This is a genomic window from Sphingomonas sp. Leaf20 (assembly GCF_001421535.1).
Classification (GTDB): domain Bacteria; phylum Pseudomonadota; class Alphaproteobacteria; order Sphingomonadales; family Sphingomonadaceae; genus Sphingomonas.
Window position 1 is genome coordinate 817564 of sequence record NZ_LMKN01000001.1, and the last position, 21515, is coordinate 839078.

Below are 21515 nucleotides of genomic sequence, written 5' to 3' on the forward strand. Positions count from 1 at the left end.
GATCCCCCTTAGAGTACACGCAGCTTGATCGACCGGAATTCGACCCGGTCGCCGTGATCCTGCAGCAGGATCGGCCCCTGCACGGCGTCGCCGAACCCGGGGATCGCGGCATATTTGCTCTGCGCGACCAGCGCGCGGAACGCCGGCGACCCGCGGTCATATTCGACCATCTTGAAGCCGTTCAGCCAGTGCTCGACGCGCGCGCCGCGTACCACGATCACCGCCCGGTTCCATTCGCCCGGCGGGTTGATCCGCTTGCCCGGGCTCGCCGGGTCGGACAGGTTCTTCGCCGCGATCAGGTCGTAGAGCGAGCCGAGCGTCCGGTTGCCGTCGCGGCCCATCTTCGCATCGGGATGCCGCGCATCGTCGAGCAGCTGATATTCGAGACCGAGCGCGTCGCCCTTGCGCTTGAGCAGCCCCGCATCGACGAAATACTTGATCCCGCTGTTCGCGCCGGGGGTCAGCTTGAAATCGACCGACAGCTCGAAATCGCGATACTCGCGCGTCGTGACGATGTCGCCGCCGCCGCCATCGACGCGCAGCACGCCGCCGGCCATCGTCCAGCCCTTCGCCGGGAACCCCGTGCCTTTCGCGCTGCGCCACCCGGCGCCAGTCTTGCCGTCCCACAACAATTTCCAGCCCGCACGCTGCTCCTCCGCGGATAGCCGGTTGCTCAGCCAGCCCTGTTGCGGCAGCGCGGTCGCGGGCATCGCATAGCGCGCCGGCGCATCGGTGATCACGCGGACGTTGCGGAACCGCACCTCGGGATGCCGCGCCGCGTCCGCATCGGGGATCGCGTGCACCTGGAACGCGATGAAGCCGCGCGCATCGACATCGTCGACGGTATCGGTCGCGGGGACGCCGTTGATCCAGCTGCGCAGCCGCGTGCCGATCGCCTCGACGCGGTAGTGGTTCCAGTCGCCCGAGCGGAAGGTCTGCCGCGCGGGCGCGTTGCGGCCAAGCGTGTACAGCCATTGCCGGCGCTGTTCGTCATACATCCCCGCGCTCCACGCGCGCGCCGACGGATCGATCTCGACCTGATAGCCGTGCACGACGCCATTGCGGTAATCGGGGCGGCTCTGCCCGCGGATCATCATGCCTGAATTGAGCGCAGGATCGGTCTTCGCGTCGAACTCGACGATGAAGTCGCCATATTGGGCCTCGGACACGAGCCAGCTATTGGTCTTGCCCGGCTCGGCGCGGCCGATCAGCTCGCCATTCTCGAACGCGTAGGTCGCATTGCCGCCCGTCGCACGCCAGCCGGCCAGCCCTTCGCGCGGAGTCACGTCGCGCCACGGCGCCTTGGCCTGCGTGCCGGAGGACTCCTGTGCCGGTGCCGCGCGGACCGACGCCTGCGCCATCAACGGCGCGACCGCCAGGGTCAGAATTGCGAGCGCTCGAGCCATTCGCCTCCCCTTTTCTCTTTTCTGCGAGCATGGATCGGGCAACCCTCGGCCGGACGGTTTCCGGACGTCTCGCATCATGTACCGCCGACATGTCGCTGTCGTACGGCCTCTCCTGTATCTGGTCTTAAATTGTGGTCGGGCCACATGCAATAGGATTGTAAGACATTTTATCAGCGATAGCCGCGTCAGAGGCTTGACGCGCGCCGATACAACGCGAACTAGGTGGCGATGCTGGCCACCGCGCGGGTGCGCCGGCGACGAGGACAAAGGATGCACGTGACCGACGGCGGCGGCAAACTCTACGGCAAGATCGTCCAGGCGATCATCGCGGACATCGCCGACGGCATATTTCCCGTCGGCTCGCGGCTGCCCGCCGAACGCGACCTGACCGAGCGGTTCCAGGTCAGCCGGCCGACCATCCGCGAGGCGATGATCGCGCTCGAGATGAAGGGGCTCGTCGAAGCGCGCAAGGGCTCGGGCGTGTTCGTGCTCGCCGCCGCGACCGCCGATACCGACCGCGAGCTCGATATCGGCGCATTCGAAATCACCGAGGCGCGGCGGCTGCTCGAAGGCGAGGTCGCCGCGGTCGCCGCGACCGAGATCAACGAGGCACAACTCGCCGAATTGCGCGGTTTGCTCGCGTTGATGGAGCAGGACGACACCGCTGCGGCGGAGGACGCCGATCGCCGGTTCCACATCGCGATCGCCGAGGCGACGGGCAACGCGGTCATCATCTCGGCGGTGACCGATTTCTGGGACATGCGGTTCCGCTCCCCGCTCGCGCGCGAGGTGCTGGCAAAGGCGGGCAGCCTCGGCACCGAGAGCCGCATGGCCGAACATGGCCGCATCCTCAGCGCGCTCGAAGCGCGGTCGCCGATCGATGCACGCCTCGCGATGCGCGACCATCTCGCGCGCGTGATCGACCATCTGCTCCACGTCACCGAGACCGAAGCGGTCGAACGCGCACGCGCCGCCACGAACGAGCGCCGCCGCGCACTCGCGCGCCGCTCGGTCTGACACTGCCAGCGGGCACGCGCCCGATCTGACGTCGGACAACCCGGCACGCCCCCGACAACGCCGCACGCAGCACGGCGTATCGCACTGCATCGACGCGGCTAGACCGTCGATAGTGCTGCACTGCACCGAGGCAACGACGATCCGCGCGAACCCAGGTCATGCCCATACCCAGTATTGCCTGACCACATGATTCCATATTGTAATATAGAAATTGCAGTGTTACGCATCTCTGGTCGGACAGAAAAAACCACGCCGACGCATGAACATCCTTGTCGACAGGCCTTCTGTACGCGGGGATTTACGGGGAGAGGGAATGTGATCTGCAGAGGCATCAATATGCGCGGGCTGCTCGTCTCGACGAGCCTTGTCAGCCTGTTAGTGGCCGCACCGGCGATCGCCCAGCAGACCGCGGGCAGCCAGGTACCGCCGCCGGCGGACAGCCAGACCAGCGCACCCGACCCCGTTGATCCATCCCAGGCCGCGCCCGAATCGCAGAGTGCCGACATCGTCGTCACCGGCTTTCGCGCGGCGCTGAACAACGCGCTCAACCAGAAGCGCAACGAGACCGCCGCGATCGACAGCATCGTCGCGGAGGATATCGGCAAGTTTCCCGACTCCAACCTCGCCGAATCGATGCAGCGCATCCCCGGTGTCGCGCTGTCGCGCGGCGACGGCGGCGAAGGGCGCAACATCTCCGTGCGCGGGCTCGGCTCGCAGTTCACGCGCGTCCGCATCAACGGCATGGAGGGCGTGTCGCAGGTCAGCGGCAGCGACATTCGCGGCGGCGTCGCGACGGGGCGCTCGTTCGACTTCGTGACCTTCCCGACCGAGATCTTCTCGGCGCTCTCGGTCCGCAAGACGCTGTCGGCCGATGTCGAGGAGGGCTCGCTCGGCGCGACCGTCGACCTGCGCGCGCCCAAGCCGTTCGACCAGCGCAAGGACTTCGTCCTCACCGGCACCGCGCGCGGGATCTACAACGACATCAGCAAGGAAGCCGATCCGCGCCTCTCCGCGCTCGTCTCGAAGAAGTTCGGCGACACGTTCGGCATCCTCGGCAGCATCGCCTATTCGAAGCGGCATATCGACGAATATGCCTATTCGGCGGTCGATGTCGTCCCGACCACGGTCTATGGCCAGGCGCAGCCCGCGGGCACCGCGAATGCCGGCGTCATCTTCCCGTTCTGCACCCCGGTCGGCTATTCCTTCCGTGGCGGCGCGGCGACCAACCCGGTGTCCGGCTATACGCAGCCGAACGGCACGCCGATCGGCGCGGACGCGAACAATTGCAGCACGGGCAATCCGCGGACCAGCACCGCGGCGGCCTATGACTATATCATGAGCCGTACCGGGGTGAACGGTCGCCCCGGCGGCGGCGTATTCCTGCCGCGCCTGCCGCGCCCGGTGAAGAGCAGCCAGGAGCAGCAACGTCTCGCAGGCACGCTGACGCTGCAGTGGAAGCCGAGCGACGACACCGACATCTCGCTCGACGGCCTGTATTCGCGGTTCAAGGTCGACCGGCTCGACAATTATTTCGATGCGCGCTCGTTCGGTCGCGCGATCTCGAACAACGGGCAGCCGCTGACGTCGGTGCGCGAGATCGAGGTCGACGACAACGGATCGCTGATCCACGGGCTCTTCGACGGCGTCGACCTGCGATCGGAAATGCAGAAGGAGAAGTTCACCTCGACCTATCGCCAGGTCAACCTGAACCTCGATCACCGCTTCTCCGACACCGTCCGGATCTCTGGCCTGGCGGGCATCAACCAGTCGCGGCTCGACGTCGATCGCCTGCAGGTCGCGATCGATTCGAACGACACGCGCAATTTCTCGATCGATTTCCGCGACAATCCCGACATTCCCAAGATCGGCTACGGCATCGACACGACGAACGCGGCGCTGTTCCAGTTCGGCCCGCCGCTCGCGAACGGCGACCAGCGCGGCCAGTTGTCGAACCTGATCCGTCGCAACACGATCACCAGCAAGACGTTCGAGCTGAACGGCGAATGGGAAGCAGCCCCCGACTTCACGCTGCAGGTTGGCGGCCAGTACCGCACCAACAAATACACCGCGCGTGAACGGCAGCTCGCGACCAACACGCCGCTCGCGCTGCCCGCGGGCGTCACCGTTTCAAGCTTCACCACCGTGACGAGCGGCGTTGGCGGCAATCTGGACGGCCTGTTGCAGGATTTCGTGACGATCGATCCGGACAAGTTCCGCGACGCGGTCGGGCTCGACAATTACGTCTATTGCAGCATCGAGTGCGCCAAGGGCACCTATGGCGGCGTGTACGAGAAATACGGCTCGGGCTACGCGATGGTGAAGTTCAACACCGCGAACTCGCTGCCCTTCGCGCTGCGCGGCGATGCCGGCGTCCGCTACGTCCATACCAGCCTCGACACCTATGGCCCGATCACCTCGGCCGCGCCTGCCGGCTCGCTCTATCCGTCACGCTTCGTGATTTCGGAGGTCAGCCGCAGCTATGAGGACTGGCTGCCATCGGCGAACCTCGCACTCGACGTCACGCCTGAGCTGATCGCGCGCGCGTCGGTGGCACGCGTCATGTCGCGCCCCTCCTACGGGCAGCTGATCCCCGCGGGCTCGGCGAACCTGGTCATCCAGACCGCCTCGTTCAGCAATCCCTTCCTCGAGCCGATCCGTGCCAATACGTTCGACGCGGCGCTCGAATGGTATTTCGCCAAGGGCTCGCTGATTTCGCTCGCGTATTTCTACAAGAATATCGAAAGCTATATCCAGACGACGAGCCAGTCGGTCGCGTTCCAGGACATCGGGCTGCCGCTCACATTGCTCAACGGCACGCAGCTGCGCCCGACCGACCTGTTCACCGTCCAGCGCAGCAACAACACGCAAGGGGGCCCGTTGCGCGGGTTCGAGGTGAACGTGCAGCTGCCCTTCACCTTCCTGCCGGGGGCGCTGCGCAACTTCGGCGCGCTCGCCAACTTCACGCGCGTCCGGTCGAACATCAACTACGTCATCTCGCCGACGCTCTCGCGCACCGCACCGCTGGTCGGGCTGTCGCCCGAAACCGCGAGCGGGACGCTTTATTACGAGGACGACAAGTTCAGCATCCGGTCGACGGTGAACTACCGCGCCGCGTTCCTGACCGCGGTACCCAGCGGCTCGGTCGACGCGGACTCGACGTCGAACGCCAGCTCGATCTTCGTCGACGCCTCCGCCTCGTACAACCTCAACGAGCATATCAAGCTGATTGCCGAAGTCTCGAACATCACCAACGAGACCAACCGGCTGACCGTCGACACGACGCGCAACGACCCGCTCTACACCGCCTATTTCGGCCGCACCTATGCGCTGGCGGTCAATTTCCAGTTCTGATCACCCGCTTTCCCCCGTCGACATCGGTCGTTCCCATAGCCGATGTCGACCCAACCTCAGGGTGCGCCGCACGTCATGCGCGGCGCACCCTTTTCTTATGCGAGCGTCGCATAGGGTGCATCGTGCGATGCGGCGGGAATGCCCCCGCGCCGCCCGATGACATAGCCGGCAAGGACATGGCCGGCGGTCACGCTGTCCGCGATGCTGCCCCCGTTCAGGCGCGCATGCAGATAGCCCGCGTTGAACGCATCGCCTGCCCCCGTCGTGTCGACCGGCACGATCTTCGCCGGCACCGGGCGGACCGCGCCGTCTGCAAAACACCCCTCGCCGCCCAGCTTCACAACGACCTCGCCGACGCCGCGTTCGCGCCACCACGCGTCGATCGCCACGGCATCGTCGAGCCCCGTCAGCGCCTGCTCGTCCTCGCGCGTCGGCAGGCCGATGTCGGCGACCGCGACCGCGCGCGCATGGACCGCGCGCGCCACGGCATCGCTTTCCCACAGGGCGGCGCGGTAATTGCTGTCGAACGCGACGCGTCCGCCGCGCTCGCGGATGCGCGCGCACAGCGCGAACACCGCGTCACGGCCTTCGCGCGGCAGGATCGCAAGGCTGATCATCGAGAAATAGAGGAGATCGGCCTCCCCGGCGGCGGCCAGCACGTCGTCATTGTCGCGCAGCGCGAACATCCGCCGCGCGGCGCTGTCGCTGCGCCAATAGGTGAAGCTGCGCTCGCCCTGCGCGTCGGTGGTGATCGCGTACAAGGCGGGCCGCCGGTCGGGATCGCGGCGCGCCAGCGTGAGGTCCAGCCCCTCGTCCGCCCAGTCGCGGCGCAGCGACTCGCTGAACGGATCCGTGCCCAGCGCGGTGACGAACGCGACGCGCTGCCCCAGTCGCGCCAGATGCACCGCGCTATTCAGCGTGTCGCCACCATAGCCCAGCGCCCAGCCCGGCACGCGCGCGTCCGCCCCGCCCGACAATTCCAGCATGCCTTCTCCGACGACGATGATCATGCGATCCCTCTTTTTGACAGACAAAATGGCCTTACCACTTCTTTGGTTATGGCCTATCAGATTATCCGGTGCTAAACAGACATGACCCGCAGTGGAAGAGCCATAAGGCCCGCGCGGTATCGAGAGGGGTGGCTGACGGTGATGATGACCGAGACGATGCGCTGGTTCGGCCCCTCCGATCCCGTACGACTGCGCGACATCCGCCAGGCGGGCGCAACCGGCATCGTAACCGCGCTGCACGAGATCGCCAACGGCGATGTCTGGCCACAGGCGGCGATCGCGGCACGGCAGGCGGAGATCGCGGCGGCCGGGCTCGTCTGGTCGGTGGTCGAGAGCCTTCCGGTGCACGAGGCGATCAAGACGCGCGGCGCGGACTGGGACGCGCTGATCGACAATTACCGGCAGAGCCTGTCGAACCTGGCGGCGTGCGGGATCTGCACGGTGACCTATAATTTCATGCCGGTCATCGACTGGACGCGGACCGATCTCGCCTGGGTCATGCCCGACGGCGCGCGCGCGCTGCGGTTCGAGCCGGAGGCCGCCGCAGTCTTCGACCTCCACATCCTGCGCCGCGCAGGAGCGGAGCGCGACTATTCCCCCGCGCTGGTCGACGCCGCCGAACGCCGGTTCGCGGGCATGGATGCGGACGCGCGCCGGCTGCTCGAGAAGACGATCATCGCGGGGCTTCCGGGCAGCGAGGAAACGTTTACCGCCGACCGGTTCCGCGAGGCGCTCGCGCAGTATGACGCGATCAACGCCGAGACGCTGCGCGCCAACCATGTCGCGTTCCTCGAGGCGGTCTGCCCCCTCGCCGACACGCTTGGTATCCGGCTGGTGGTGCATCCCGACGACCCGCCCTTCGCGCTGTTCGGCCTGCCCCGCGTGGTCAGCACCGAGGCGGATGTCGCAAGCCTGTTCGCGCGCGTACCCAACCCCTCCAACGGCCTGTGCTTCTGCGCCGGGTCGTTCGGTGCGCGCGCGGACAACGACCTTCCCGGCATGATCGAGCGGCTTGGCGACCGGATCGGCTTCCTGCACCTGCGCTCGGTCCAGCGCGAGCCCGACGGCGGCTTCCACGAAGCCGCGCATCTCGCGGGCGACGCCAACATGGTCGCGCTCGTCGCCGCGATCCACGCGGTGCAGACGCGCGAGGGGCGATCGATCCCGATGCGCCCCGATCACGGCCACCAGATGCTGGACGACCTGTCGAAGCACACGCTGCCCGGCTATTCGCTGCTCGGACGGATGCGCGGGCTCGCCGAACTGCGCGGGCTCGAGCGCGGGATCGCGCATATGGCGACGTCGCGATGACCCGCCCGCTTCGTCTCTCGCCCGACCGGCTGTTCTCGAGCGATCCCGACCAGCGCGCGATCGCGCGCGCGCTCTATGCGGAGATCGCGACGCTGCCGATCGTTTCGCCGCACGGCCATACCGATCCGCGCTGGTTCGCGACCGACGCGCGCTGGAGCGACGCGACCAGCCTGTTGCTGTCGCCCGACCATTATCTGTTCCGCATGCTCTACAGCCAGGGCATCGCGCTCGATCGCCTCGGCGTGCCGTCGCGGGACGGCGCACCCGATACCGACCCGCGCGAAGCCTGGCGCACGCTCGCAAGCCATTACCACCTTTTCCGCGGCACGCCGTCGCAGGCGTGGCTCGACCACGTCTTCGCCGAGGTGCTCGGGTTCGACGTCGCGCTCGACGCGTCGACGAGCGACCTGTATTTCGACGGCATCGCCGAACGGCTCGCGACCGACGCGTTCCGCCCGCGTGCGCTGTTCGACCGGTTCGGAATCGAATTCCTCGCCACCACCGAGGGTGCGGACGATCCGCTCGAGGCGCATCGCGCGATCCGCAGCTCGGGCTGGGCGGGCCGCGTCGTGACGACCTACCGTCCCGACGGCGTCATCGACGTCGAGCACGAGGCGTTCCGCCCGACGATGGAGCGGTTCGCCGCGCTGACCGGCGAGGATGTCTGGACGTGGCGCGGCTATCTCGCCGCGCATCGCAAGCGCCGCGCGGATTTTCGCGCGGCCGGTGCAACCGCGACCGATCACGGCCACCCGACCGCGCGGACCGCCAATCTCGCCGCAAGCGAGGCGGCGGCGCTGTTTGCGCGCGTCACCGGCGCCGATCCGACACCCGCCGATGCCGAGCTGTTCCGTGCGCAGATGCTCACCGAAATGGCGCGCATGTCGATCGAAGACGGGATGGTCATGCAGATCCATCCCGGCAGCGTGCGCAATCACAATGCCCGGCTGTTCGCGACGCACGGCCGCGACCGCGGCGCCGACATCCCCGGCCGCGCCGATTTCGTCAACGGCCTGCGCCCGATGCTCGACGAGGTCGGCAATGATCCGGGGCTGACGATCATCCTCTTCACGCTCGACGAATCCACCTATGCGCGCGAACTCGCGCCGCTCGCGGGGCATTATCCGTGCCTGCGCCTGGGTCCCGCCTGGTGGTTCCACGATTCGCCCGAGGGCATGCGCCGGTTCCGCGAGATGACGACCGAGACCGCGGGCTTCTACAACACCGTCGGGTTCAACGACGACACGCGCGCGTTCCTCTCGATCCCCGCGCGCCACGACGTCGCGCGCCGCGTCGACTGCGCGTTCCTGGCACGGCTCGTCGCCGAACACCGGCTCGCGGACTGGGAGGCGGCCGAGCTCGCGCAGGAGCTCACCGTCGGGCTCGCGCGCAGGGCGTATCGCCTGTGAGGCTGTCCGCCGCCACGATCGACCGTCTGCCGGCGAGCGTCGCGCGGTTCGACTATGATCGCCGGCGCCAGCGTATCGGCATCGTCCATCTCGGTATCGGCGCCTTCGCTCGCGCGCACCAGGCGGTGTTCACCGACGCCGCGATGTCGGCAGGCGACCGGGACTGGGGAATTATCGGCGCGTCGCTGCGCTCCCCCGCGGTCCGCGACGCGCTCGCCCCGCAGGACGGGCTGTACACGGTCACCGAAAAGGGCGCGGCCGGCGCGGCGTCGCGCCTGATCGGGTCGGTCCGCGACGTGATCGTCGCATCGGCGGCGACCGACGATCTCCACCGCGCGCTCGTGTCGCCCGACGTGGCGATCGTAACGCTGACGGTGACCGAAAAGGGCTATCATCGTCGCGCCGACGGATCGCTCGACCTCGCCGCGGTCGAGCGGTCGGGCGGCACGCTCTACCATCACCTCGCGCGCGCGTTCGCGGCGCGACGCGATGCCGGGATCGGCGGGCTGACGCTGCTGTGCTGCGACAACCTCGCCGACAATGGCGGGGCGCTGTCGGCGTCGCTCGGCGCGTGGCTCGACCATGTCGATCCGGCGCTTGGCAGCTGGTTCGCCCGCGAATGCGCGTGCCCGTCGACGATGGTCGATCGCATCGTCCCCGCCGTCACCCCCGCCGATCTGGATACGGTCGAGGCGATGCTCGGCGTCCGCGACGAGGCCGCGATCCTGACCGAGCCCTTCGCGCAATGGGTCATCGAGGATCGGTTCGCCGGCCGCCGGCCGCGCTGGGATGCGGTCGGCGCACAGATCGTCGCGGACGTCGCGCCGTACGAGACCGCCAAGCTTCGCATGCTCAACGGCGCGCATTCCGCGCTCGCCTATCTGGGGCTGCGCGCCGGCCTGACCTATGTCCACGAAGCGATCGGCGACCGCGTGATCGGCGCGAGCGTCGAACGGCTGATGCGCGACGAAGCCGCGGCGAGCATCGATCCTGCGCCCGAACAGGATCTGACGGCCTATGCCGACGCGTTGCTCGCCCGCTTCGCCAATCCGGCGCTGCGTCACGCGCTGCGCCAGATCGCGGGCGACGGGTCGCAGAAGATCCCGCAGCGCTGGCTCGCCTCGCTCGACGCCAATCGCGCGCGCGGACGGTCGTGCCCGGAAACGCTGAAAGCGCTCGCCGCGTGGCTGCTGTACGTCCGCGGCGATGACGGCCACGTCGACGACCCGCGCGCTGCCGACCTCGCGGCCGCATGGGCTTCGGCGGGTCGCGACGGCATCGTCGATGCGGTGCTCGGCGAACGCGGTCTGCTCGCCGGTACCTGGTGTCCGGACCCTGCCGACAGAGCAGCCCTGGCCGAAACGCTGACGGCATTCGACACAAGATAACCGCGACAAACGATAACAGGCGGAAGAACCGCGAGGGAGAGCAAGCGTGAACGGTTCAACACAGGCGACGGATGCGGGCCCGCAAAAGGCCGGCGGCAACGTCCGCTGGGTCATCTGCGCGCTGCTGTTCTTCGCGACGACGATCAATTATATCGACCGGCAGGTCATCGGCATCCTCAAGCCCACGCTGCAGGGTGAACTCGGCTGGTCCGAGGTCGATTACGGCATGATCGTCTTCTGGTTCCAGGCGGCCTATGCGATCGGGCTGCTCGCCTGCGGACCGATCATCGACAAGGTCGGGTCGAAGATGGGCTATGCCGCGGCGATCACGCTGTGGAGCCTCGCGGCGCTGTTCCATGCGCTGGTGCGCACCCCCGGCGGCTTCTCGATCGCGCGGTTCGCGCTCGGCCTCGGCGAGGCCGCGAACTTTCCCGCCGCGATCAAGTCGGTCGCCGAATGGTTTCCCAAGAAGGAACGCGCGCTTGCCGCCGGGATCCTGAACGCGGGTGCCAATGTCGGCGCGATCGCGACGCCGATCGTCGTGCCGATCATCACGCTCGCCTATGGCTGGCGGGTCGCCTTCATCGTGACGGGGATGCTCGGGTTCGTCTGGCTGGCGGCGTGGCTTCTCTTCTACCGCGCGCCCGAACACCACCCGCGCGTCTCGGCGCAGGAGCTCGCCTATATCCGCGCCGATCAGGACAATGACGCGGGCACCGCGCCGATCCCGTGGCGTCGCCTGTTCCGCTATCGCGGCACCTGGGCGTTCGTCACCGCGAAGTTCCTGACCGACCCCGTCTGGTACCTGTTCCTGTTCTGGCTGCCCGACTTCTTCGCCAAGCGCCACGGTCTCGATCTCAAGACCTTCGGCCCGCCGCTGATCGCGGTGTACCTGCTCGCGGACGTCGGCAGCATCGGCGGCGGCTGGCTGTCGTCGGCGCTGATCAAGCGCGGGTACAGCGTCAATGCCGGACGCAAGCTCGCGCTGCTCGCGTCCGCGGTGCTCGTGCTCCCGATCATGCTGGCGAGCACCGTGTCGAGCCTGTTCGCCGCGGTCGCGATCATCGGTGTCGCCGCAGCGGCGCATCAGGGCTGGTCGTCGAACCTGTACACGATGGTCTCCGACACCTTCCCCAAGAGCTCGGTCGCCTCCGTCATGGGCATCGGCGGCGCTGCGGGCGCGGTCGGCGGCATGATCATGGCGCGCTATGTCGGCCATGTGCTCGAGACGGTCGGCAGCTACGCGCCGGTCTTCATCTGGGCGGGCAGCGCCTATCTCGTCGCGCTCGCCATCGTCCATCTCCTGCTGCCAAAGCTCGACGTCGCGACGGTATCGCCGACGACCTGACAAGCGGCTCGCGCGTCGGTCCGGTCGTCTCAGCGACCGGACGCAGGGGAGATACGACAGCGCGATCGTCGCGCTGTCGCGAAGGTTACTTTTTTCACGCCTACACGCCGGGCGTCGCCAGTTCAGTTCAGAGTTTGTCGCCGTGATCGCGCCCCAGTTCCTATTCGCCGAGATCGTCGACGACGCCTGCGACCGCTCCCCCATCGCGCGCCCGAAACCGCGGCGTGTCCGCGCGACCCGACACATCCGCCAAACGACCCGGCGACGGGCTGGGCAACCGGCCCCCCTGCAAGGACCTCTGCTATGATACAGCTGTTTTACAAAGCCTTAAGCGGTACGGCGCTGGCGGGTGCGATGCTCGCGGTCTGCAGCACGCCCGCCGCGGCGCAGGAGGCGCGCAACGTCATCCTGTTCCTCGGCGACGCGGGCGGGCTGTCCACGCTTGGCGCCGCGGGGATCCTCGCGCACGATCGGCCGCAATCGCTGTTCATCCAGTCGATGCCCAACGTCGCGCTGTCGGATACCTCCGCGCTCGATAAATGGGTGACCGATTCCGCCGCCGGGATGACCGCGATCATGACGGGGCACAAGACGAACAACGCGATGGTGTCGAGCACGCCGTCCGGACCGGGCGGCCGCGCGATGCCGGTCAAGACGCTGCTCGAATATGCCGAGCAGCGCGGGCTGTCGACGGGCGTCGTCACCAACATGAACATCTGGGACGCGACCCCCGCCGCGACCTTTGCGCATGTCGCCGCGCGCGCGGACAAGCGCGAGATATTCCACCAGATGCTCAAGCCCCGCTTCGGCGATGGCGTCGACATCCTGATCGGCAAGGGCCACGCCGACGCCGTCGCCGCCTTCGCCGGCCCGGGGACGAGCGCGGAACAGGCGTTCAGGACCGCCGGCTACCGGTTCGGCGAGGATCCCGCGCTGGTCGGCCAGGCACCGCGGACTGCCGTGCTGCGCGACGCCGACTTCGCGCCGCTTCCCGCGGTGGAGGCGACCGTCGCGCAGCTTTCGCGCAACCCGAAGGGCTATTTCCTGATGGTCGAATGGGACATGCATACCGACGACCCCAAGGCAGGGCTGCGGCATGTCGTCGAGATGGACGACATGATCCGCCGGATCAGCGCGGTTGCCGGCAAGGACACGCTGATCCTGTTCACCGCGGACCACAGCTTCGGTCTGCGGATGACCGGCGGCGCGCGCGCGACGCCGCTTGCGACGCAATATGATCCTGCTGCGAAGTCGGTGATCAGCGTCGAACCCGGCCATACCGGCGAGGAAGTCGTCGTCGCGGCGAGCGGCCCCGGCGCGGACAAGGTCCGGGGCTTCATGCCCAACACGCGTCTCTTCGACATCATGCTGTCGGCATTCGGCTGGAAGAAGGACAAGTAATTCGCGCGCCACGCTGGCGCGCCGTTCCACGACCGGGCGCGCCTCGCCCGGCCGTGGTCGTGACGATCAGAACTTCACGCGTACGCCGAAATTGTAGCGCGGGCCCGTTTCCTGAAGCAGCAGGAACCGGTCCTCGACCGCCGACCATTCGTCGACGCGCTCGTTGAGGACGTTGACGCCCTGGACATAGACCTGGAAGTTCGCGGTCAGGTCATAGGCGACGTTGAAGTCGAGCTGGCCGTACGAGGAACGGTTGCGCGGGCGACCCTGGCTCGACCGGCATTGGCGCAGGTAATCCGACCGCCAATTATACGACGTGCGCGCCGAGATGCCGTATTTCTCGTAGAAGATGCTGCCGTTGGCCGAATGCGGCGACAAGCCGTTATACCCGCAATCATAGTCGGCCAGCGTCTGGTCGCGTTCCACCTTGCTGTCGACATAGGTGTAGTTGCCGGTCACGCCGAAGCCCGAGGCGAAGCCCGGAAGCCAGTCGAACGCATATTGCGCGCCCACCTCGACGCCGCGGATATAGCCGCTCTGCCCGTTGCGCGTGCGCGTGTCCTGGAACACGCGGCCGAACCGGTTCACCGGCAGCGTCTGCAGTTCGAGGAAGTCGCTGAGGTCCTTGTAGAACCCGCCGACGCTGAAATAGCTGACCGGGGTCACGTACCATTCGACCGAGGCGTCGTAGTTGGTCGACCGGAACGGCAGCAGGTTCGGGTTGCCGCCGCTCGACTGCGGCACCGAGATGCGCCCGCCGAAGTCGTTGTTGACGCCAAGATCGGTCAGCGTCGGACGCGTGACGGTCTGCGAGAATGCGGCACGGGCGAGCAATTTCTCGGTGAGGTTGAACCGGATGTTCGCCGAGGGCAGCGCGTTGACATAGCTGTTGCGCACCGTCACCGGCGTCGCGGGGCCATAGGTATATTGCAGCGTATCGTCGCCCGGCGTGTTGGCGATATTCGTGACGGGCGTATCGAAGCCCGACGACACGACGTCGGTCTTGACGACGCGCACGCCGACATTGCCTGCCCAGCGCTCGCCGCCGAACTGCATGCTGATATAACCCGCAGCCAGCTTCTCCTGCACGTTGACCGTGCCGCGAAGCTGTTCGCGCACGCCGAACGGCCCGCCCGGCAGCGCGAGCACCTGTTGCGCGTACGCGGCCTGCTGCTCGGGGGTGCGGCCGTTGGTGGGGATCGACAGCGTGGCGGGGTCGTTCAGATAGGCAAGGAACGCCGACGGATCGAACTGGAAGACCGATGGCGGGATATTGCGCCCCCCGCCAAGCAGATCGCGCCAGTCGTACGATTCGAGAATGCCCGAGGCGATCGGCACCTGGTACCCGCAATAGGTGCAGTTCGAATCGCTGTTGTTGAACGACCGGTTGATCTTGCGCCGCTGCGTGTACGACCCGCCGATCAGCACGTTCTTCAGCACCGAGTCCTGCACGTCGTACTTGGTGTCGAGATGGAACTCGGAACCGCGATCGCGCGAGCGGTTGCTGTCGATCCCCATGTAATGCAGCCGCATCTGGTCGGGATCATTGATGATCGCGTTGTTGAACGACGCGGTCGGCAGCCCCTGCCCCGCGTTCAGATCGAACTGATAGCTGTATGGCAGCAGCGCGCCGATGACGAGATACTGGTTCGGCGAAACGCGTTTCGCGCCCGTGACCGACGCGTCGACGCGCACCTCGACGTCCTCGGCAGGGTTCCACTTGATGTTGCCGCCGAACTGATAGCTTTCCGACTTGCGGTTGGTCAGGTTGTAGACATGGTCGATCTTGGCGTTGAGGCCGTTGTTGGTCAGCCGGTCGCGATTGTCCGCGAGGAACTGCGGGTTCTGCGCGATGAAGTCGCCGCCGATCATGCCCAGCCCGGTCGCGGTGTTGTTGGCGTCGAACGTCGGCTGGTAATAGGGCGCGGCGAGGAAGTTATCCATCTTGCGGACCACGCCCGACACGTTGAACTTCGAATAGACGCCGTCGATCGTGATCTCGAGATTGTCGCGCGGCTTGAACTGCACCGCGCCGGCAAGGTTGATCCGCTCGCGCGATTCCTGCGTGCGCTGGTAATAGAGGCTCTGGGGAACGTTGACGTTGCCCGCCACCGGGTACCGCGAGTCAGCGCCCGTGATCAGCGTCGGCGCGCCGCCGATCACCGAGATGACGTCGGGACGTCCGTTGATCCAGCCGTCGATCCCGATCGAATCATCCTGGTTCTTGCGCTTGGTATAGGATCCCGACAACACGACGCCGAAGGTCTTGTCGGTGTTGGTCCACGATGCGGTGGCCGATGCGTCCGGCCCCGCCTTTTCCCGCAGCGTGTCGTAGATCGCACCCGCCGACCCCGCGAAATGGAAGCCGTCGCGTCCGGCCAGCGGGCGCGCGGTGATGATGTTGACCGTGGCCCCGATGCCGCCTTCCTGAAGCTCGGGCACGTTCGACTTGAACACGTCGGTACGCTGGATCATGTTCGACGACAGCACGTCGAACGAGAATTCGCGCCCCGCATTGTCGGTCGCCATGACGCGGCCGTTGACCAGCACGGTGTTGAATTCGGGCCCCAGGCCACGAACGGTGATGAACTGGCCCTCGCCGCCCGACCGGTCGATCGCGACGCCGGTGATGCGCTGGAGCGATTCGGCGATGTTGGAATCGGGGAATTTGCCGACGTCCTCCGCGCTGATGCTGTCGACGATCTGCTGCGCGTCGCGCTTGACGCGCGCCGAATTGGCAAGGCTGCTGCGGATGCCCGTGACGACGATCTCCTCGCCGGCGGCGGCGGGATTGTCCTGGCCGGGTTCGGCGGCGGTCGAAGTCGGGTCCTGCGGGGTCGCGGCGGCGCTGTCCTGCACCGCGCCTGCGGTGGGCGCGGTTACGTCCTGCGCCAGCGCGGGGGTCGTCGCGATGATGCTGCCGAGCAGCAGACAGACGCGTGCGGAATACAGCCTCATGGTTCTTCTCCCAGTATCGGACCCCGTTGAGTCCATTGATTTATGGTTGTTTCGGTTTCTTGATCGCCCGATTGTTGATCATTCAAAGAAACGTGCAGTTATGCAGCGCGCATGCGTGGCTTCGGCCAAGCGATGTCGCAATTCATGATAGCGATGAGATCGCGCGAATCACGCGCAAGCCGCGAGCTATTAAGGAACTGGCCTTGGCCGATCCCATCGAATCGCCATGCGTGCTACGCTGATCCCCGCATGTGCTGCGATCATGCTCACCTCTCCTTTCGCGACGTCTTGGCGTCACCTTTGTCCATTGGTTATTGTGAGAAACGCATCATGTAAAGGATTACATTCCGACACGAGCGGCAGCTGCGGCGACACGATCCGTCGGACCGGTACAAACCCCGCGTTCGACACGCCGCGATCGTTGACGACCGACGCGGCGCCACATACCTCGGCCATGGTCATTCCGGATGAGGAACGAAATCATGTCGTCGCGCGCGCGTCTGGTGCTGCTGCTGGGGCTGGCTCTCGCTGGAAACGCGCCTAGCGCTGCCCCCGCGGCGACGGTGCAGACATCGGCGACGATCGCGCGGGCGAACGACCGGACCCGCACGCTGCTGAAGGCGAGCATGGCGGAACGGCACATCCCCGCGCTTCAGGTCGCCGTCATCGTCCATGGCCGTATCGTGATGTCCGAGGCGTACGGCGTTGCCGATGTCGAGCAGCACGTCGCGGCGACTCGCCAGACACTGTTCCCGATCAATTCGGCGACCAAGTCGTTTACCGGCCTCGCGATCATGCAGCTCGTCGAGGCGGGCAAGGTCGATCTCGAAAGTCCGGTATCACGCTACCTCGACGGCCTGCCCGCGGCATGGCGCGGCGTGCGGATCCGTCACCTGCTGGCGCACGCATCGGGTCTGCCGAACATCGTCGACGAGAAGGGGCTGGTCGGGGGCGGCAGCGATGCGGATGCCTGGGCCAAGGTGCAGACGCTTCCGATGGACGGCAAAACCGGCGCGGCATTCGCCTATAACCAGACCAACTATCTGCTGCTCGGCCGCGTCATCGAGACCGTGAGTGGGGTTTCGTTCGTGCACTTCCTGACCGAGCATCAGTTCACGCCTGCCAACATGGCGCATGCGCGGTTCGGCGACGGGTACGACATCGTCCCCGGCCGCGCGGATGCGTATATCCGCGATCATGCGGGACGCAGCGACGCCGCGCCGGATCCGCGCGCGCTGTACCACTGGATCGACGACATCCCCGTGTCGACGCGCGCGGGGGCCGGGCTTTACACCACCGCCGACGATCTCGCGCGCTGGATCATCGCGCTGCAGGACGGGCGACTTCTCGCCATGCGGGCCAGCATCGACCGCCTGTGGCAACCCGACAGGCTCAACGACGGCACGGCGAACATCTGGGCGATGGGCTGGCCGATCCTCGCCGGGACGAAGCGTCGCGCGGTCGGCGGTATCGGCGGCGGCCGGGCGGCGTTCTTCGTCTATCCCGACGACGATCTCGCGGTGATCGTGATGACCAACCTCGTCGGCGCCAATCCGCAGGACCTGATCGACACGATCGCCGACCAGTATCTTCGCGCGGCACCGCGGTAGGATCGCGCCACCGGCCGCGACGCAGCCCGGGAACTATTCGAGGTCGGCGACCACGGGGAAGTGATCGGATGCGTAGCGTGGCCCGACATGGTCGGTCCGCACCGTCGCGCGAACCGGCGTGAACCCGCGCGTGAAGATATAGTCGATCCGGCGATCCGCGACCCCGGTGAAATTGTGGAAGGTCATCGCCGGGCCGCGGCGGGTCGGCGCTGCCACCCAGGCGTCGGTCAGGCGGTCCGCGAGGATATGATAGGCCTTGCTGTCGGGCGTCGCGTTCATGTCACCCGTCAGCACCACCGGCAGCGTGCCGGCGATCGGCGCAAGCTGCTCAAGGACCAGGCGTGCGGAGCGTTCGCGCGCGCCATCATCCTCGTCGCGATGCGCGAAATGCGTGTCGAACACGACGAACTGCCGCCGCGCCGGATCGCGGGTCTCGAAGACGCCCCAGTTGACCGTTCGCGGCAAATTGGCATCCCACGCCATGCTGCCGACCACCGACGGCGTGTCCGACAGCCAGTAATCGCCGTGCCGGATGAGCGTCAGCCGGTCGCGGCGATAGAATATCCCCATATGCTCGTCGGCATGGCCACCCCGGCGGTCGCGCCCGAACCACGCATAGCCGGGCAGCGCGCGGACGATATCGGCCCCCTGCGAGGCGAACAGCTCCTGCGTGCCGATCACGTCGGGCCGTGCCGCGGCGATCGTCTGCACGAAGACCGCGCGACGCTTGGCCCAGACATTGGGACCATCGTCCTTGCTCGGATAGCGGACGTTGAACGTCATGACGCGGATGGGCAGCCGGACATGCGGTCGCGCCTTCGCAGCGTCGGGCGCATGCGCCGCAACCGCGCTGGCAAGCGTGAACGTCAGCAGCGCGGCGACGCGCAGGATCTTGAACGGCATGAAGCAACTCCCGGCAGGACAGCGATGCACAAACGCGACGGAGCCGCATCCTGTCCTATACACCCGATGATGGCGCGGCGATGACACATTCGGCGGCTGTGTCGATCAGGCGGCGTACCGGTAATGACTCCCCAATATCGTCGCCAGGCTTTGCAACGGCACCGGCTTGCTGATGAGATAGCCCTGGATCATGTCGCAGCCCGACGTGCGGAGGAATTCGAAGCAGGCGTCATCCTCGACGCCCTCCGCGACGACTTTCAGGCCCAGCCTGTGCGCGAGTTCGATCGTCGATCGGACAAGGATCGCGTCATCCGGATTCTGGTGCGCATGCTGGACGAAGCTCCGGTCGATCTTCAGCTCGTTGAGCGGCAGCTGGCGCAGATAGCTGAGCGTCGATTGACCGGTCCCGTAATCGTCCATCGACACCGCGATGCCGAGCGCGCGATAACGGTGCAACGCGGCGACCGCCTTGTTGGTATCGGCCATCGCCGCGGATTCGGTCACCTCGAACACCAGCGCGGATGCCGGCGTCCCGGCGGCCGCGATCAGCCGCTCGACCTCAGTGTTGAACGACGACGAGGACAGCAGCTTGGCCGAGATGTTGATGGCGGCGGTCAGCTGCGGGTGCTGCGCGCGCAGGACGGCGAGGTCCCGGATCACGTGCGACAGGACGTGAAGCGTGAGCGGCGCGATCCGGTTGGTCTTTTCCGCGACCGGAATGAACAGGTCGGGGCCGACGAACCCGCGCGACGGATGACGCCACCGGACCAGCGCCTCGACGCTCGTGATGCACGTCTCGCGAAGGTCGTATTTGGGCTGGTAGAACACCTCGACCTGACCGCTGGCAATCGCATCGTCGAGTTCGCCCATGAGCGAGATCGACCGTTCGAGGCCGACGATGTCGGTCTGCGCGCGTTTCCAGAACAGGTCGGACGCGCGCGCATCCTCGGCTGCGAGCGACGCGTCGGCGATCACCCGTTCCATCTCCGCGCAGGGCCCCGTCGCGATCCCGATCGTCATCGCGACATCGACCCGCCGCCCGCCGACCTCGACCTGCTGCAGCATGATCGTGCGCAGCCCGTGGAGCGCGTCGTCGATCGACTGGTCGAGCGGCAGGCAGAAGGCGAGCTGCGGATCCGACATGCGGTAGACCTGGCCGCGTTCCCCGACGAGCGCGAGCCGCTCGCTCACGCGAAGGACGACATCGGCGGTTCCGCGCTCGCCCAGAACCGCGCGCAGCGGATCGTAATTGCCGATCTGCGCCACCGCGAGGACGATCGTCTCGCCGCGATTCGACAAGTCGAGCAGCTGGCGGCTGTTGGGAAGACCCGTCGCCTCGTCGACCGAACGCTGTCGCTTGAACCGACCGATCACGTCGCGGACGAGACAGGCCATGCCCGTCAACACCATCATCAACGCCGCGGTGGCGATCGGATAGGTTATGAGAAGATACTGCTGTGCCAGCAGCACGCCGAGGATCAGGACGCACAGGCTCACGCCCATCACGACCGTGCTCCCGATCGTGGTCCGGAACCGCAGCATCACGCAGACGACGATCGCGGCGAGCAGGAAGACGAGCAGCGGCGAGCCATAGGACGGCACGCCGCGGATCAGCGTCTCGGCGGCGAGCGCCTGGACGACGACGCCCGGTATGACGCCCCATTGCGGCGTCCCGTACCGGTCGCCCATCTCGATCGCGGTCGCGCCGACCAGGACGTTGCGCCCCCGGACGCGCGACGCGTCGAAGCGGCCATCGCGGACGGCGACGAAGCTGAGGCGCGGGATCGTGCTCGGATCGATCGACATGTCGATCGGGAATTCCTGGTCCACCGCGCCCGATCGTGCCGCGATGAACGCTGACAGCGACGGTCGCGGCTGGCCTGCGGTCACGGTCGCCATCGTCATGTTGCGGACCTGGCCATCGGGATCCGGACGGATGCTTACCGATGCCAGAATCGCATGATCGCGCAGCATCGGGATCGGCAGCGCGTCGATCGTGCGCTGGTCGTCGCTCCCCGCGACCTGGCCGAACGTCGGCAGCGCGACGCGCCCGTCCGCACGCGAAAGCGACGCGGCGAGCGCACGATCCCCCGCCGCATCGGAGGGCGACGAGAAATCGACGTCGAACACGATCGACGCGGCCCCCGCCTTGCGCAGACGATCCACCACCGCGGCATAATGCGACCGCGACCAGGGCCAGCGCGCGATCGCCGCCGCGCTGTCGGCGTCCATCTCGACGATCGCGACCTTGCCGCTCGCCTGGCGATCGACCACGCCGAAGCGCATCGGCATCAGCACGCGGTCGATCGCCGCGCCGGTCGCGGTCACCATCGTCAGATAGCCCGCGGCGAGGACGAGGAGGCATATCACCCACGAAGACGGCCGCCATCCGGTCCGCAAGAC

The 21515-nt window shown here is 66.9% G+C and carries 13 protein-coding genes; 8 read left to right on the top strand and 5 right to left on the bottom strand.

Annotated elements, in window-relative coordinates; genetic code table 11:
• Window positions 1-8 precede the first annotated feature (8 nt).
• Window positions 9-1406 (bottom strand): 3-keto-disaccharide hydrolase, encoded by a 1398-nt coding sequence (locus ASE72_RS03815; RefSeq protein ID WP_235532213.1) that lies wholly within the window; start codon window positions 1404-1406, stop codon window positions 9-11.
• A gap of 270 nt (window positions 1407-1676) precedes the next feature.
• On the opposite strand from ASE72_RS03815, the gene ASE72_RS03820 reads away from it, so the two are divergent.
• Window positions 1677-2423, top strand: a complete 747-nt coding sequence (locus ASE72_RS03820; RefSeq protein WP_056016852.1) for a FadR/GntR family transcriptional regulator — start codon at window positions 1677-1679, stop codon at window positions 2421-2423.
• Window positions 2424-2738: 315 nt separating this feature from the next.
• Entirely contained in the window at window positions 2739-5774 is a 3036-nt protein-coding gene (locus ASE72_RS03825) for a TonB-dependent receptor (protein WP_235532214.1), read from the top strand.
• 95 nt (window positions 5775-5869) lie between these two features.
• On the opposite strand, the gene ASE72_RS03830 is transcribed toward ASE72_RS03825, so the two are convergent.
• Window positions 5870-6784, bottom strand: a complete 915-nt coding sequence (locus ASE72_RS03830; protein ID WP_056016858.1) for a sugar kinase — start codon at window positions 6782-6784, stop codon at window positions 5870-5872.
• 141 nt (window positions 6785-6925) lie between these two features.
• Between ASE72_RS03830 and uxuA the strand changes: the two genes are divergently transcribed.
• The 5 genes from uxuA to ASE72_RS03855 all read left to right on the top strand — a co-directional run bounded on the left by uxuA (window position 6926) and on the right by ASE72_RS03855 (window position 13641).
• The gene (gene uxuA, locus ASE72_RS03835; protein WP_056016861.1) at window positions 6926-8095 is read left to right on the top strand and encodes a mannonate dehydratase; all 1170 of its coding nucleotides are present in this window, start codon (window positions 6926-6928) and stop codon (window positions 8093-8095) included.
• The gene (gene uxaC / locus ASE72_RS03840) at window positions 8092-9504 is read left to right on the top strand and encodes a glucuronate isomerase (protein WP_056016864.1); all 1413 of its coding nucleotides are present in this window, start codon (window positions 8092-8094) and stop codon (window positions 9502-9504) included. Before uxuA ends, uxaC begins: the two co-directional genes overlap by 4 nt.
• On the top strand, window positions 9501-10892 hold the full coding sequence (locus ASE72_RS03845; RefSeq protein ID WP_056016867.1) for a mannitol dehydrogenase family protein: 1392 nt from the start codon (window positions 9501-9503) through the stop codon (window positions 10890-10892). Before uxaC ends, ASE72_RS03845 begins: the two co-directional genes overlap by 4 nt.
• Before the next feature lie 46 nt (window positions 10893-10938).
• Entirely contained in the window at window positions 10939-12240 is a 1302-nt protein-coding gene (locus ASE72_RS03850; protein WP_056016870.1) for an MFS transporter, read from the top strand.
• A 303-nt stretch (window positions 12241-12543) separates the two neighbouring features.
• The gene (locus tag ASE72_RS03855; protein WP_082445769.1) at window positions 12544-13641 is read left to right on the top strand and encodes an alkaline phosphatase; all 1098 of its coding nucleotides are present in this window, start codon (window positions 12544-12546) and stop codon (window positions 13639-13641) included.
• 66 nt (window positions 13642-13707) lie between these two features.
• Here ASE72_RS03855 and ASE72_RS03860 read toward each other — a convergent pair whose 3' ends face one another.
• Window positions 13708-16599, bottom strand: a complete 2892-nt coding sequence (locus ASE72_RS03860; RefSeq protein ID WP_056016875.1) for a TonB-dependent receptor — start codon at window positions 16597-16599, stop codon at window positions 13708-13710.
• 482 nt (window positions 16600-17081) lie between these two features.
• On the opposite strand from ASE72_RS03860, the gene ASE72_RS03865 reads away from it, so the two are divergent.
• Window positions 17082-18209 carry a serine hydrolase domain-containing protein gene (locus ASE72_RS03865; protein WP_056018879.1) on the top strand — a complete coding sequence of 376 codons (1128 nt, stop codon included), beginning with the start codon at window positions 17082-17084 and terminating at the stop codon, window positions 18207-18209.
• 33 nt (window positions 18210-18242) lie between these two features.
• Here ASE72_RS03865 and ASE72_RS03870 read toward each other — a convergent pair whose 3' ends face one another.
• The gene (locus ASE72_RS03870; protein ID WP_056016876.1) at window positions 18243-19112 is read right to left on the bottom strand and encodes an endonuclease/exonuclease/phosphatase family protein; all 870 of its coding nucleotides are present in this window, start codon (window positions 19110-19112) and stop codon (window positions 18243-18245) included.
• Between the two features lie 105 nt (window positions 19113-19217).
• Window positions 19218-21482: a putative bifunctional diguanylate cyclase/phosphodiesterase gene (locus ASE72_RS03875; protein ID WP_056016879.1), complete on the bottom strand. Its 2265-nt coding sequence runs from the start codon at window positions 21480-21482 to the stop codon at window positions 19218-19220.
• Window positions 21483-21515 lie beyond the last annotated feature (33 nt).

Bases quoted from the DNA above. Each gene is read 5' to 3' on its own strand.
- ASE72_RS03870 (WP_056016876.1), bottom strand. From the start codon at position 19,112: ATGCCGTTCAAGATCCTGCGCGTCGCCGCGCTGCTGACGTTCACGCTT.
- ASE72_RS03820 (WP_056016852.1), top strand. From the start codon at position 1,677: ATGCACGTGACCGACGGCGGCGGCAAACTCTACGGCAAGATCGTCCAG.
- ASE72_RS03830 (WP_056016858.1), bottom strand. From the start codon at position 6,784: ATGATCATCGTCGTCGGAGAAGGCATGCTGGAATTGTCGGGCGGGGCG.
- uxuA (WP_056016861.1), top strand. From the start codon at position 6,926: ATGATGACCGAGACGATGCGCTGGTTCGGCCCCTCCGATCCCGTACGA.
- ASE72_RS03855 (WP_082445769.1), top strand. From the start codon at position 12,544: ATGATACAGCTGTTTTACAAAGCCTTAAGCGGTACGGCGCTGGCGGGT.
- ASE72_RS03815 (WP_235532213.1), bottom strand. From the start codon at position 1,406: ATGGCTCGAGCGCTCGCAATTCTGACCCTGGCGGTCGCGCCGTTGATG.
- ASE72_RS03860 (WP_056016875.1), bottom strand. From the start codon at position 16,599: ATGAGGCTGTATTCCGCACGCGTCTGTCTGCTGCTCGGCAGCATCATC.
- ASE72_RS03865 (WP_056018879.1), top strand. From the start codon at position 17,082: ATGTCGTCGCGCGCGCGTCTGGTGCTGCTGCTGGGGCTGGCTCTCGCT.
- uxaC (WP_056016864.1), top strand. From the start codon at position 8,092: ATGACCCGCCCGCTTCGTCTCTCGCCCGACCGGCTGTTCTCGAGCGAT.